This window comes from Desulfovibrio sp. ZJ369 (genome assembly GCF_011039085.1).
Taxonomy (GTDB): domain Bacteria; phylum Desulfobacterota; class Desulfovibrionia; order Desulfovibrionales; family Desulfovibrionaceae; genus Desulfovibrio.
In genome coordinates this window covers 1-13,322 of sequence record NZ_JAAKEI010000007.1, presented here as the reverse complement: position 1 = coordinate 13,322, position 13,322 = coordinate 1, and the positions used below count along the sequence as shown (strand labels likewise).

Annotated in this window: 13 protein-coding genes; 11 read left to right on the top strand and 2 right to left on the bottom strand. The window is 61.3% G+C overall.

Annotated features, from left to right (window positions below; translation table 11 throughout):
• Positions 1 to 126 precede the first annotated feature (126 nt).
• The gene (locus G7Y51_RS03680) at positions 127 to 999 is read right to left on the bottom strand and encodes a purine-nucleoside phosphorylase (RefSeq protein ID WP_165175036.1); all 873 of its coding nucleotides are present in this window, start codon (positions 997 to 999) and stop codon (positions 127 to 129) included.
• Positions 1,000 to 1,304: 305 nt separating this feature from the next.
• Between G7Y51_RS03680 and G7Y51_RS03675 the strand changes: the two genes are divergently transcribed.
• From G7Y51_RS03675 to G7Y51_RS03630, 10 genes are all read left to right on the top strand, one after another.
• Entirely contained in the window at positions 1,305 to 2,723 is a 1,419-nt protein-coding gene (locus G7Y51_RS03675) for a biotin carboxylase N-terminal domain-containing protein (RefSeq protein WP_165175095.1), read from the top strand.
• A gap of 17 nt (positions 2,724 to 2,740) precedes the next feature.
• Complete coding sequence (locus tag G7Y51_RS03670) at positions 2,741 to 3,421, top strand: DUF1847 domain-containing protein (protein ID WP_165175035.1); 681 nt, start codon at positions 2,741 to 2,743, stop codon at positions 3,419 to 3,421.
• A 15-nt stretch (positions 3,422 to 3,436) separates the two neighbouring features.
• Positions 3,437 to 5,686, top strand: coding sequence for an acetyl-CoA carboxylase carboxyl transferase subunit alpha/beta (locus G7Y51_RS03665; RefSeq protein ID WP_165175034.1), 2,250 nt, complete (start codon positions 3,437 to 3,439; stop codon positions 5,684 to 5,686).
• 142 nt (positions 5,687 to 5,828) lie between these two features.
• Positions 5,829 to 5,999, top strand: coding sequence for a hypothetical protein (locus tag G7Y51_RS03660; protein ID WP_165175033.1), 171 nt, complete (start codon positions 5,829 to 5,831; stop codon positions 5,997 to 5,999).
• Between the two features lie 68 nt (positions 6,000 to 6,067).
• The gene (locus G7Y51_RS03655; protein ID WP_165175032.1) at positions 6,068 to 6,718 is read left to right on the top strand and encodes a biotin attachment protein; all 651 of its coding nucleotides are present in this window, start codon (positions 6,068 to 6,070) and stop codon (positions 6,716 to 6,718) included.
• A gap of 50 nt (positions 6,719 to 6,768) precedes the next feature.
• Positions 6,769 to 7,107 carry a hypothetical protein gene (locus G7Y51_RS03650; RefSeq protein WP_165175031.1) on the top strand — a complete coding sequence of 113 codons (339 nt, stop codon included), beginning with the start codon at positions 6,769 to 6,771 and terminating at the stop codon, positions 7,105 to 7,107.
• Positions 7,108 to 7,193: 86 nt separating this feature from the next.
• Positions 7,194 to 7,652, top strand: coding sequence for a single-stranded DNA-binding protein (locus G7Y51_RS03645; RefSeq protein ID WP_165175030.1), 459 nt, complete (start codon positions 7,194 to 7,196; stop codon positions 7,650 to 7,652).
• A gap of 448 nt (positions 7,653 to 8,100) precedes the next feature.
• Entirely contained in the window at positions 8,101 to 9,372 is a 1,272-nt protein-coding gene (gene sat, locus G7Y51_RS03640) for a sulfate adenylyltransferase (protein ID WP_165175029.1), read from the top strand.
• 507 nt (positions 9,373 to 9,879) lie between these two features.
• The gene (locus G7Y51_RS03635) at positions 9,880 to 10,908 is read left to right on the top strand and encodes a hypothetical protein (protein WP_165175028.1); all 1,029 of its coding nucleotides are present in this window, start codon (positions 9,880 to 9,882) and stop codon (positions 10,906 to 10,908) included.
• 216 nt (positions 10,909 to 11,124) lie between these two features.
• Positions 11,125 to 11,601 carry a GNAT family N-acetyltransferase gene (locus G7Y51_RS03630; protein WP_165175027.1) on the top strand — a complete coding sequence of 159 codons (477 nt, stop codon included), beginning with the start codon at positions 11,125 to 11,127 and terminating at the stop codon, positions 11,599 to 11,601.
• 70 nt (positions 11,602 to 11,671) lie between these two features.
• Here G7Y51_RS03630 and otnI read toward each other — a convergent pair whose 3' ends face one another.
• Entirely contained in the window at positions 11,672 to 12,466 is a 795-nt protein-coding gene (otnI, locus tag G7Y51_RS03625) for a 2-oxo-tetronate isomerase (RefSeq protein WP_165175026.1), read from the bottom strand.
• A 149-nt stretch (positions 12,467 to 12,615) separates the two neighbouring features.
• Between otnI and G7Y51_RS13870 the strand changes: the two genes are divergently transcribed.
• Positions 12,616 to 13,182 (top strand): DapH/DapD/GlmU-related protein, encoded by a 567-nt coding sequence (locus G7Y51_RS13870; RefSeq protein ID WP_165175025.1) that lies wholly within the window; start codon positions 12,616 to 12,618, stop codon positions 13,180 to 13,182.
• The last annotated feature ends 140 nt before the right edge of the window (positions 13,183 to 13,322 follow it).

The following is a 13,322-nucleotide window of genomic DNA, read 5'->3' as shown; positions in this document are numbered from 1 at the left end:
CTGAGTATCACGTCGGAATGGGACGGAAGCATTTCACCTCTCCTCAGGGGAATTTTTAAACATAGACTGAAAAAGCGGCTTTTTCAAGTAAAAACGCGCCGCTCCGCCCCGCGCAGCCAACGGCTTTCAGTTGTCCGCTCCCGGCCCGGACGCGGCGGCCAGTTCCCCGGCCAGTTCCTCAAGCAGCCGGGCCAGAGTTTCACCGGCGCGGCAGGCCACGGCAATAACCTGCTCCAGCGGGACCGGGGCCATGCAATCCGGCAGATTTTTGTTGGTAAGGCAGGAGATGCCAAGCACGCGCAAGCCCAGATGGCGCGCGGCGATAACTTCCAGAACCGTGCTCATGCCCACGGCGTCGGCTCCCCATTGGCGGTACATGCGGGTTTCCGCCGGGCTCTCCATTTCCGGCCCGTGCACCCCGATATATACCCCGCGCTCCAGGCGGATGCCCAGCTTGAGCGCGGTTTGCAGGGCCAATGCCTGCAGAAGGGGATCAAAGGGCGCGCTCATGTCCGGAAAACGCTCGCCCCAGGCCTGGCAGTTAGGGCCGGTAAGCGGCGACACGCCCGTGTGATTGATCAGATCCGCCATGCACATCAGATCGCCGGCTGCAAAGCGCGGATTCAGGGCCCCGGCCGCATTGGTGATGATCAGGGTCCTGACGCCCAGCCCGGCCATGACCCGCACGCCCATGCAGACCTGCGCCGGGCTGCGGCCCTCATACAGATGGCAGCGCCCCTGCTGCGCCAGAACCGGCACGCCTGCCTCGCCCCGCCCCAGACGGCCCCGGACAAAGGCCCCCTGATGCGAATCCACGCTTGAAAGCGGAAAACCCGGCAGGTCGGCATAGGGAACGGAACAGGCATCCGTGAGCCGCGCCGTCAGCCCGGACAGGCCCGTGCCCAGGATCAGGCCCAGCGGCGCCTTCTCAGAGGCCCCTCCGGGCAGGGCCGCGCGCAAGGCTTCGACGACACGCTGGACTTCTTGCGAGTTTTGCATAACAGTACTTCTTGCCGTTGAATAATTTTTTTGGCAAAAGCGCCCGAACGCCGTCAGTATAGCCCGTGCCTTGCCGCCTCACAAGGGCGGAGGAGGCTTTGCGCGTCGCCGCCGAACGGCGCGCGTTGCGGCTGCATTGCGCTCATGCCTGGCGCTGCCGTCGTCATCCGTAAAGCGGCATGATCGCAACGGCTGGCGCGGGCGGGCATGACTTCGCCCTGCCAGAGCGTTGAGCTCCTTTTAGTAACAAAACGATTCAGGCGCGGCTTATCACGGAGAGAAGCTTGGACAACGTTCAGGACAACATTCCCCTGCAAGAGCATAAGGTGCTGGTGGCCAACCGGGGCGAGATCGCCATGCGGATCATGCGGGCCTGCCGCAAGCTGGGCGTGGCTTTTGCCGCGGTGTACACCAGCGAGGACGCGGCTTCGGGCCATGTGCGCCTGGCCCGTGAGGAAGGCGGAGAAAAAAGCCTGTTCCGCGTGGCCTCGTATCATGACGCCAATGAGCTGATGGCCGTGGCCGACGAGGCGGGCTGCACGGCCGTGCATCCGGGCTATGGCTTTTTCGCCGAGGATTTCCGCTTTGCGCGCCGGGTGACCAAGCGCGATCGCAAGATGATCTTCATCGGCCCTTCCTGGAAAATCATCCGCGAGCTGGGCGACAAGATCAATACCAAGCGTCTGGCCCGCGGCCTGGGCGTGCCCACGGTGCCCGGCTCGGATCGGCCCATTTACGATGAGCTGGAAGCCGAGCGCATTGCCAAGACCGTCTTTGAGTTTCAGACCCAGCAGGGCATCAAACGGCCGCTGGTGCTGGTCAAGGCCTCGGCTGGCGGGGGCGGCATGGGCATTGAGGAGGTCTATGATCCGGACCAGTTCCGCTCGGTCTACCGGCGCGTGCGCAATTACGCCCTGCGCCAGTTCAAGGATGAAGGCGTGCTCATCGAGCAGCGGATCACGGACTTCAATCACCTGGAAGTGCAGATCGTCTCGGATCGCACGGGCCGCAATCCCGTGCATTTCGGCACGCGCAACTGCTCCATCCAGTCCACAGGCCTGCAAAAACGCATTGAAGTCGCGCCGGGTTTTGCGCCCGACACGCTTGACTACACCTTTGACGCCGCCAAAGTGCTCACGGACATCGTGGATTATTCCCTGACCATGGCCCGCAAGGTGGGCTATGACAATGTGGGCACCTGGGAATGGATCGTCACGCGCAAGGGCGAGCCCTTCCTCATGGAAGTCAATACCCGCATCCAGGTGGAAAACGGGGTTTCGGCCCGTATTTCCCGGATCAAGGGCAAGGACGGCGTTGACCTGATCGCCGAGCAGATCCGCACCGGCCTGGGCCAGCCCCTTGGCTACACGCAGGAAGATATCGACTTTGACGGCGTGGGCGTGGAATACCGGCTGATCGCCGAAGATCCCGACAATAATTTCACGCCCTGGGTGGGCCGCATTGAGCGTTTTCAGTGGAAGGACGCGCCCTGGCTGACACTGCTGACCCATGTGCCGCACAAGGAGCCCTACGAGATACCCACGGAATTCGATCCCAATCTGGCCCTGGCCATCGTCTGGGGCAAGGATCTCGCGCAAGCCAGGCAGCGCGGCCTGGACTTTCTTGATTCTCTGCGGCTGGAGGGCAAAAACGGCGCGGGCGAAGGCCTTAAATCCAATGTGGACTTTCTGAAGGCCAATACCGAACGTATTCTGCGGTTCTAGCATCCAAGGAGACCGCCATGCCCACGTTCCCCCTGCCCCATTGCGCCCGGTGCCACTTCAAGCGCGAGGAACGGCTCTGCTGCGCGCCGGACGGCAAACATCCGCCGGACTGCCCCACAGCCTGCCGCCCGGAGTTGATCGAGGAAAGCCGCAGGATCTGCGCCGAGCCTGAAAACAGCCAGATGGCGAGGCAAGCCGCCATAGTGGAACGGAAAAGCTATACCCTGCTGCCGCAAGGCGGCCGCATGCCGAACCGACCGCGCATCCTGGAAATTGTGGCTTTTGCCAAAGGCATGCACTACCGCCGCCTGGGTCTTGTTTTCTGCATCGGCCTGCGCCGGGAGGCCGCGGCCACGGCTGCAATTTTTCAGGCTCAGGGCCTTGAGACAGTTTCCGCGAGCTGCAAGGTGGGCCGTGTGCCCAAGAGCGAGTTGGGCTTGTGCGGCGAGGACCTGCTCTGCCCGGAGCAGCCGGAGACCATGTGCAACCCCATCCTTCAGGCAAAGCTGATGAACGACGCACGGGTCGAGCTCAATGTGCTTCTGGGCCTCTGCGTGGGTCATGACAGCCTTGCCCTGCGCCATCTGGAAGCCCCGGCCACGGTGCTGGCCGTCAAGGACCGCATGCTCGGTCACAATCCCCTGGCCGCTGTATATTGCAGCGCAAGTTATTTCAATTACCTCACAAAGCCTGTTTAGCAGGCGCGCCAAACTATGGACAACAATATCGAAAAACGCATCCAAAGCCTGCGCGAGCGGCTGACCTACCTGCGCGATATTTTCGCGGGCAAGCACAAGGACAACGCGGAGCTGCTGGAAGAAAAGCTCACGGCCTTTGCCGCGCGCTCCCGCGCGGGGGAGCTGGAAGACCCCTATGCGGATCTCGCCACCATCGAAGATCTCTTCAGCTATGTGGAACGCCGCCTGGAAAGCAGCATCACGCCCATGGATCGGGTGCGCATCGTGCGCCATCCCCAACGCGTGTGCCTGCGCGACATCCTGGAAAACGTCTACGACAATTTCACCGAAGTGGGCGGCCAGGACGAGCACAGCCTGGATCCGAGCATGCTCATTGCCCGCGCGGTGATCACCCGCCGCCGGGGCAAGAAGACATACACCCAGTCGGTGATGGTCATCGGGCAGGAAAAGGGCCACGGCGCGGAATTCCGCAACGGCGGCTCGGTCAAGCCCTGGGGCAATGCCAAGGCCCTGCAGTATATGCGCGTGGCCGAAACGGAAGGCATCCCGATCCACTGCTATATTTTCACGCCCGGCTCCTATCCTCTGGAGGATTATCCGGGCGCGGCCCAGCAGATCGCCCGCAACATATACGGCATGGCCGGTCTGCGCGTGCCCGTGGTGGCGGTGATTTCCGAGGGCGGCTCCGGCGGGGCCGAGGCCATCGGCCTGGCGGACAAGCGTCTGATGCTCTCCCACGGCTATTATTCCGTCATTTCCCCGGAGGGGGCCGCGGCCATTGAAGGCCATCTCAAATCCGGGCAGCGCGCCACGCCCGATCTTATTGAGCACTGCGCCCGAAACCTGAGAATCACGGCTCAGGACAACCTGCGCTTCGGCTACATCGATCGCGTGGTTCAGGAGCCGCCCCTGGGCGCGCGGCCCTGGCACTTCGACTTCTTCCGCTCTCTGCGGCAGGAAGTTATCCGGGCCACGGACGAGGTGGTCATTTCCACCCGCAAGCTGCCCGGCTTCCGGGGGCTTGCGCTTTCCCGCCATCGCAACCCCGATGCCAATCTGGACGAGCTCTTTATCCGCTGGGGCCTTTCCGCCGCGGCTAAGGATCGCCTGCGCGAACGCCGCCAGCAAAAATTTCTGCGTCTCTCGCGTCAGGCCGCGCGCGACCGGCGGCCGTTCCTGACCAAAAAGGCCGCCGCCTTCTGGGATTGGTTTTCCAAACCTTTTGTCAGCTTCAAGTACGATTTCTACCGCAAGCATCAACGCCAGATCCGCACGCTGATGGAAGAAATCGACAATGAGTGGGAGATGTACAAAAAACGCCTGCTCTCGCCCTGGCGCAAGATTACCCGCAATCTGCCCAGCCGCGCGGACAACAAAGCCAAAGAGCTCACCGCCCTCTCCACCTGGGTGGACGATTCCCGCAGGCGTCGCTGGAACTATCTCTCGCCGCGCTACAAGATTGATCGCACGCTGACCTGTCCCAACAGCGAATCCTACGGCTGCCTGGATCTCTGGGGGCCGGACCTTTTTGCCGAGTTCGCGGGCGTGTGCAGCCACTGCGGCTACCATTTCCCCATGGAACCCGAATGGTATGTGAAAAATGTCTTTGATCCGGGTTCGGTCTTTGAATTCAACAGCGAAATAGAAGCGGGCAACCCTCTGGACTTTCCCGGCTTTTCCGAACGGATCGCCGACGCCCAGAAAAAAACCGGAGCCAAGAGCGGCTGCATGACCTTTGAGGCCCGCATCGACAACATCAAGATGGTGGTGGCCATGTTCATGGGCACCTTCCGTGGCGGCTCGGTGGGCGCCGCCGAAGGCTACAAATTCGTGGAGGCCGCGCAGCGCGCCGCGAAGAAGCGCTACCCCTTCCTGGCGTATGTGCACGGCACGGCGGGCATCCGCATCCAGGAAGGCACGCACGGCGTGATCCAGATGCCGCGCTGCACCGTGGCCGTTCGCCGCTACATCGAATCCGGCGGCCTGTACATGGTGCTCTACGACACGAACTCTTTCGCCGGGCCGGTGGCCAGTTTTCTGGGCTGTTCGCCCTATCAGTTCGCGGTGCGCTCCTCCAACATCGGTTTCGCCGGGCCGGGCGTGATCAAGGAAACCACGGGCATGGACATTCCGCCCAAATACCACCGCTCCTACCGCGCGCTCTCGCGCGGGCACATTCAGGGCATCTGGGACCGGAGGCAGATCAGGGCCAATCTCAAGCAGGCCCTGCTCACCATCGGCGGCAGGAATCTGTATTACCGGTAGGCAAATCATGGATTCCAGCCGCCGTTGCCAGGTGCTGGCGCCCCCCCTGCGGGCCAGGGGCTGCCCCGCTCTGTTGACCAGCGACGGCAGAAATTTGTAGTATCGGGGCGCGCCCTCCGGAAAGCCTGCGCGTCACGGAGAGATGGCCCAAAGAATCACTGCCGCCAACGGCTGCCGCATTGAGGGCATCCGGGAGCGACGACAGATCCCCGCCAGGCTCAGGCGGCCTTCTGCCGGGCATCGGCAGCGCAATAGCTTCGTGCTTTCGAGCGCAAACGAATTTGCGCACGCCCGTATCGAAACCATCAACTGACGCCGCCGACAGCTCAGAGCCCGCAAGAAGCCCTGAAGATCTCGGCGCACAGACAGTACGGATATACCATGATCGACATCTCCGCCTTGCTGGACGAAATCAAGGCCTCGCCCTACCGTGAGATCATCATCCGCACGCCCCACACCGGGCGCGTGACCTTTGCCGCTGTCAAGGCCGGTGAGATGGTCATGGGCCCCCAGGGCCAATGGAAGGAAAAGCCCGGCACGCAGATCGCCACCCTGGAGCGTGAGCGCAATCCCAAGCCCATCTGCGCGCCGGAAAAAGGCGCGGTCAGCCTTGTGCACACCGAGCTGGAGGGACGCTTTGTGGAAGCGGGCACGCCGCTGGCCGTGCTGCGCCACATGCTCACCCGCGACGAGGTGCAGCACATCATCCTGCAAAGGGCCCTGTATCTCTTCCGGGCGCCGGAGCGGGCCAAATACTATTTCACGCCCGAGGCAGATAAAAAAATCCGCGCCTCGGACACGCATTCCATGGTCGTGCGCGAGGGCATGGAACTTTTCATCATGTCGCGCATGAAGCGCGAGGTGCCCCTCTCCTACACGGGGCCGGACGGCGTGATCTACGCCGTTTACTTCAAGTACAATGACAATATGGATGTGGGCGCGCCCCTGATCGGCGTCTGCCCGCCGGATCAGCTCCCGGCCATTCAGGAGGTCATTATGCGCGTGCAGACGGAATGGGCGGAAAAAACATAACACGAAAATACACTGCTCTGGAAAGCATCTTTTCAGAAGCGGGAGGCAATATGGGTAAAGCACTGCAAATCCGGGTCAGCGCCGTGACCTGGAATCAGGATTTGTTGGAAGAACTCTGGCCGCAACTCACGGAATTGGCGTTCAGCGTGCCCATCCAACATGAAAAGCGCGGGGTGCTGGAAATGGTCCGCGCTCTGGACGAAGGCCTGACGTTCATGAAATGGTCCAAGAACCGCCAGGACGTGATGGGGCCGGGCATCCGCAAGGCGGCAAGCCTGAAGAAAGAGCTTGAAGCGGCCCTGGCCGACTGGCAGCCGCGCGAGGCCAATGCCTTGAGCGATCAGTTGGAAGACGTGCTGGATCAACTGGAACAAGCCTTTGCAGCCTGAACCGCATTTGTTTTTTGAGGTTGCCGGGCCCGGCCCGGCAACTCCTCCAGGCCACTGCCTGATATATCTTATCCCGGAGCATTGCCATGCTGAATAAAGTCATGATCATCGGCCGCCTGGGCCGCGACCCGGAATTGCGTTACACCCAGAGCGGCGCGCCGGTGGCCAGCCTGAGCGTGGCCACTGACGAATCCTATACGGATCGCGACGGCAACAAAGTCGAACGCACTGAATGGCACCGCGTCTCGGTCTTCCAGCGCCAGGCGGAAACCTGCGCCAACTACCTGACCAAGGGCAGCCTGGTGTATGTGGAAGGCAGCCTGCAAACGCGCAAGTGGCAGGATCAGCAGGGTCAGGATCGCTACACCACGGAAATCAAGGCCCAGCGCGTGCAGTTTCTGGATCGCAAGAGCGACCGGGAAGCCCCGCGCAGTCAGGGCGGGCAGGCGCAGCCGCGCCAGACCCCGAATCGCCAGGGCCAGGATCAGGATCTCGGCCCCGCCTTCCCCTCAGAGGCTGCAAACATGGATGAAGTGCCCTTTTAGAGCAGAGTGCTTTTGAAACGCTCGCTCCGGCGCGTAACGGCGCAAGTCAATTTCCTCTGCTGTCGTCAGCCGTAAGGCGGCACAGCCGCCAACGGCTAAGCGCTCTGGCATGGTTTCGCCCTGCCAGAGTGCTTAGCTAATTTCATTAGCAAAACACTCTAGAGCATTTTCTCTTTGAAAATGCTCTGCTGACGCGAAAGCGGCAGCCGCCGCAACGCGGCGTACATTCAGGCGAAAACCGCGTTTTTCGCCTGAATGCCACCTTTGACTTTCATAAAAAGTCAAAAGTAATCTGCTCTAAAGAAGCCGTAAAAAATTCTGAAAGATAGTTGACTTTTTGTTAGATTATTCACAAGATAACTGTCGAAATTGCTCTACTCCTGCGACGGCGTCACCATTTCCGCCGGGCGCGGCGAGACTTCCATAACCAAAAACAGAGGAGTTCGCGATGTCCAAACTGGTACCCCCGCATGGCGGCAAGGGTCTGGTGTGTTGCCTGCTGGAAGGCAAGGCCCTGGAAGATGAAAAGAAAAAAGCAGCCGGCCTGAAGCAGATCGAGATTTCTTCCCGCGCCAAAGGCGACCTGATCATGATGGGCATCGGCGGTTTTTCGCCTCTGAACGGCTTCATGAACAAAGCCGACTGGAAGAGCGTCTGCGAAAAAATGCTGCTCACCGACGGCACTTTCTGGCCTGTGCCGGTGACGCTCGACATCTCCGCCGAGGACGCCAAAGACCTCAAGGCCGGCCAGGAAGTGGCCCTGGTGCGCAAGGGCGACATCATGGCCACCCTGAAGGTGGAAGAAGTTTATGAAATGACCGAAGCCGACAAAAAGTGGGAATGCGAGCTGGTCTTCAAGGGCGAAGGGCCCGACTCGGAAAAATTCTGGGAAGTGGCTCCCGAAGATCATCCGGGCGTCAAAATGGTGCTCGCCCAGAAGGAATACAATCTCGCCGGCCCGGTGAAAGTGCTCTCGCAGGGCGAATTCCCCGAAAAGTTCCCCGGCGTGTACATGACCCCGGCTCAGTTGCGCGCAAAAATGGACGAGCGCGGCTGGCAGAAAGTGGCCGCCCTGCAACTGCGCAACCCCATGCACCGCTCGCATGAATACCTGGCCAAGATCGGCGTGGAAGTCTGCGACGGCGTGGTCATTCACTCCCTGGTGGGTTCCCTCAAGCCCGGCGACATCCCGGCCGAAGTGCGCGTCAAGTGCATCGACACCCTGGTGGACAAATATTTTGTCAAAGACTTCGTGATCCAGGCCGGCTATCCTCTGGACATGCGCTATGCCGGGCCGCGTGAAGCCCTGTTGCACGCCACCTTCCGCCAGAACTACGGCATCAATAATTTGCTGGTGGGCCGCGACCATGCGGGCGTGGGCGACTTCTACGGCATGTTTGAGGCCCAGGAGATCTTCCGCAAAATGCCCGTGCCTGATGACGACGGCAAGCGCCTGCTCTGCCAGCCCCTGAATATCGACTGGACCTTCTATTGCAAAAAGTGCGACGGCATGGCCTCCATGCGCACCTGCCCGCACAGCAAGGAAGATCGCGTGATCCTCTCGGGCACCAAATTGCGCAAGATGCTCTCCGAAGGCGCGGAAGTGCCGGATCACTTCGGCCGTGACGAAGTGCTCGCCATTCTGCGGGAGTACTATTCCGGCCTGACCGAAAAGGTTGAAATCAAGATGCAGCGCGCCGCCGCCGGTTCCACCATGTAGCAGCGGCCTGCTTGTGACCTGTGAAAAAGGACGCCCTGAAGGGCGTCCTTTTTCATAGGCCGCTTGCCCACTTGCCCACTTGCGCGGCAAGCGGGCAAGCTTCGGAATGAACGCGGTCCCGCCGCGCCTTCGCGCGCCGTTAGAGCGTTTTCTCTTTGAAAATGCTCTGCTGACGCGAAAGCGGCAGCCGCCGCAACGCGGCGTACATTCAGGCGAAAACCGCGTTTTTCGCCTGAATGCCACCTTTGACTTTCATAAAAAGTCAAAGGTAATCTACTCTAGAGCGTTTTGCTCATGAAATGAGCTCAACGCTCTGGCAGGGCGAAGCCAGGGCTGCCGCATAAGCTGCATCAGCCCTGAGCCCTGCGCTTTACGAAGCATAAAAAAGAGACTATATACTGCATACTTTTTGGCCTGAGCTTCTCGCGGGAATTTTTTTTCACAAAAGCGACCCGCAGCGGCCGCTGCCGGGCGCGCACGCGCCCGAAATCCGGTTACAGGTGGCTCATGAACCGACCTCGTGACATATTTACCGGCGCCTTGTGCATCGCATTGCTGGGCGCGGCCTTCTGCATCTGGAGCGCGTTCGGCAACGACGTCAATTTTTGCGTGACTGCCGGCTGTTCCCTGTACCAGGACTTCACCCTGGGCGGCATTTCCCTCTGGTGGGCAGGCTGCGTCACCTTCGCCCTCCTGGCTCTGACGGCCCTGCTGGGCGCGGCGACCCTGGGCCGGGCGGTTGCCGGGCTCGCGCTGCTGGGCGACACCTGCCTGCTTCTGCTCATGGCGCTCACCGCGCCTTGCGTGAGCTGCCTGGTGGCAGCCGTGCTTTTTGCCTTGAGCTATCTGAGTTTTCGGCAGGCCGAGGCCCGGTCCGGACGCGGCCGCGAGCCCCGGACCCGGCGTTCTCTTTTGCTCTGGGTCTGGGCCGCGCTGTTTATTGTCAATGTGGGCGCAGTGGCCCGGTCCCAGGCCGCGCTCTGGCCCATCACCGAAAACGGCGACGAAGCTTCGGTGCGCATGTTTTTCTCGCCCTCCTGTCCGAGCTGCCGCGAAGGCGTGGCTTTGCTCTCCGGCCATGTGGACGTGGCTTTTTATCCCTTGGCGGAAAATGATAACGATATCTACAAAGTAGCCAACATGCGCCGTCTTTTGGACACGGGCATGAATCTGGCCGAAGCCCTGGCCCAATCCCAGGAAGTCGCGCGTCCATCGGGCCTTGCGGCCTGGAGCCCGGATCTGCTGTGGCTGCGCTTCAGGATGCTGCGCAACAAAGCCCATGTCTTTTCCTCCGACGCGCAGACGGTGCCCTTCTTTGAATATCATGGCCTGCCCGCCATGCTTGTCAAACAGAGCAAACACAGCTCCCCCCGCAGCCAGGCGACACCGCCCCAGGCCCCGGCGTCCCCGTTTTCAGCCGAGCCGCCCATGCCGGATCGCCCTTCCGCAGTCCCGCCCCAGCCCGGCGCGGACGCGACCCTGCCTCTGGAGCCGCAGGTGGCGGGCCAGTGCGGCGGTCCCACGCCCTGCCCCTGACAGGCGTACCCGGCCCGGATACATGTTTTTCACGGCAATGGCGAAATTTCAGATGCAAAGCGACCGGGCATGCTTCTCTTTGGAGTATAGTGCTTTTGAACCGCTCGCTCCGGCACTGAGAGCGTTTTGCTAATGAAATTACTAGAGCATTTTCAAAGTGAAAATGCTCTAAAAGCAATATGCTCTAGAAGTCATGTATGAAAGGGAGAGCTGGGCATGGCGTCAGGAATACACAAAGGCGAAGCGCGCATCCGCAGGGCAGAGAGCCATGAATACCCGGCGCTTGTGGAGCTGTGGCGGCGCAGCGTGCAGGCCACGCATGACTTTTTGCATCCTGCGGATCTGGAGCTCATTTACCGGCAGATGCCCGCTCTCTATCTGCCGGGCGTGCGGGAAGTCTGGCTGATCGAGACGACTGGCGGCCAGGGGTGGCGCATGGGGGGCTTCATGGGCTGTAACGGATCACAGGTGGAGATGCTCTTTGTGGAGCCGGAACTGTTCGGGCAGGGCCTGGGCAGCGCGCTGCTGCGGCATGCCCGCGCCCGTTTCGGCACGCTGACCCTGGATGTCAACGAGCAGAACGCCCGCGCCCTGGCTTTTTACCGGCGTCAAGGCTTTGCGATCACGGGCCGTTCCCCGCTGGACACGGGCGGCAGGCCCTATCCCTTGCTGCATCTGGCCTGGCGGGAGTAAAAACGGAAAATTGCAGCCCGTTGCGGCCTGCGCCCCTTCTTTGCCGTGTGCGAAAAGGCCTGCCCCGGCTTCAGCCACGGCCCGGCCGCACGCCGCAGGCGCGGATCCAGCCCAGCCCCTCCTCGGTCCCGGCCGCCGGAGTGTATTCGCAGCCCACCAGACCCTGATAGCCCAGTGCATCCAGCAGGCCCAGAAGATACGGATAGTGGAGCTCGCCCTGATCCGGTTCATGCCGGTCCGGCACGCCCGCGATCTGGCAATGCCCGATGAGCGGGAAAAAACGCCGCAAGCGCCCGGAAACGTCGCCCTGTTCCCTCTGGCAGTGGAAAAAGTCGAATTGCAGGCGCACATTGGGCATGTCCAGGCGTTGGATATAGGCCGCGGCCTGCTCCTGCTCGTGCAGAAAATAGCCCGGCATGCTGTACCGGTTGATGGGCTCCAGGCAGAGCTCCAGCCCCTCGTCGGCCAGACGTTCCGCGGCCCTGTGGATATTGCCCAGGTATGCGGCCTGAAGGGCTGTGGCGGGCGTTCCGGCCGGAATTGTGCCGGCCATGACGTGCAGGCGGGGGCAGTTCAGGGCTTTGGCGTAGAGCACGGCCTTTTCCAGCGCGGCGTCGAATTCCTTTTCCCTGCCCGGCAGGCAGGCCAGGCCGCGCTCGCCGGCGGCCCAGTCGCCGGGCGGCATGTTGAACAGGGCCTGCCGGAGAGCGTTGCGCTCCAGCGCGCGCGCCAGCTCCTCGGGCGCAAAGTCATAGGGAAAAAGATACTCCACCCATTGGAAGCCCTGATCCGCTGCGGCGCTGAAGCGATCAAGAAAGGGGCGTTCCGTGAACATCATGCTCAGATTGGCGGCGAAACGGGGCATGGCGGGTCTCCTTCCGTTTGGGAGGGGTTGAGGGAACGGCCGCAGGGCCGAACAGGCCGGAGCGAGCGTTTCAATAGCACTGTGCTCTAAAGACGAATCAAGCAATAATGGCATGTCGCTTCAAGTATTTGTAAACTAAGGATAGACAGATGAACCTTGCAGAACTTTTGGAATACATTGGCAATGGTGAGCCCCTGATTGCGGGCACAGAGGCTTTTGCCTGCATGGAGCGTTATAGCCATGAGGCCATGCGGCTCACTGCCGAGCTGAACGGCGCGTACCATACGCCCGACGCGGTGCGTGATTTCATGGCCCGCATCACCGGGCGGGAAATAGATCCGGCGTTCAGGCTGTTTCCGCCGTTTTACACCGATTTCGGCAAGAATATCCGTCTGGGCAGGAATGTCTTTATCAATGCCTGCTGCTGTTTTCAGGATCAGGGTGGAATTACCGTGGGAGACAACGCGCTCATCGGCCATCGCGTCACTCTGGCCACCATCAATCACGGCCTGCGTCCCGAAGAACGAGGCGTGCACCATCTGGCTCCCATCGTCATCGGCAAAAATGTCTGGATCGGCTCCGGCGCCATACTGCTCCCCGGCGTGCGCATCGGCGACGGCGCTGTGGTGGCCGCCGGGGCTGTGGTTCGCAGTGATGTCGACGCCGCCTGCGTTGCGGGCGGCGTCCCGGCAAAAATCATCAGGCGCATAAGCTAGAGCGGTTTGCTGTTGAAAACAGCAACCGCTCTGGCGGCCGCGGGAGCGGACGCCCGCGCCGAATGAGCCTGAAAACCACGCTTTTCAGGCGAAATGATGGCAGCGCCGCTTTTGAAATTGAATAATTTCAAAAGCAAAAT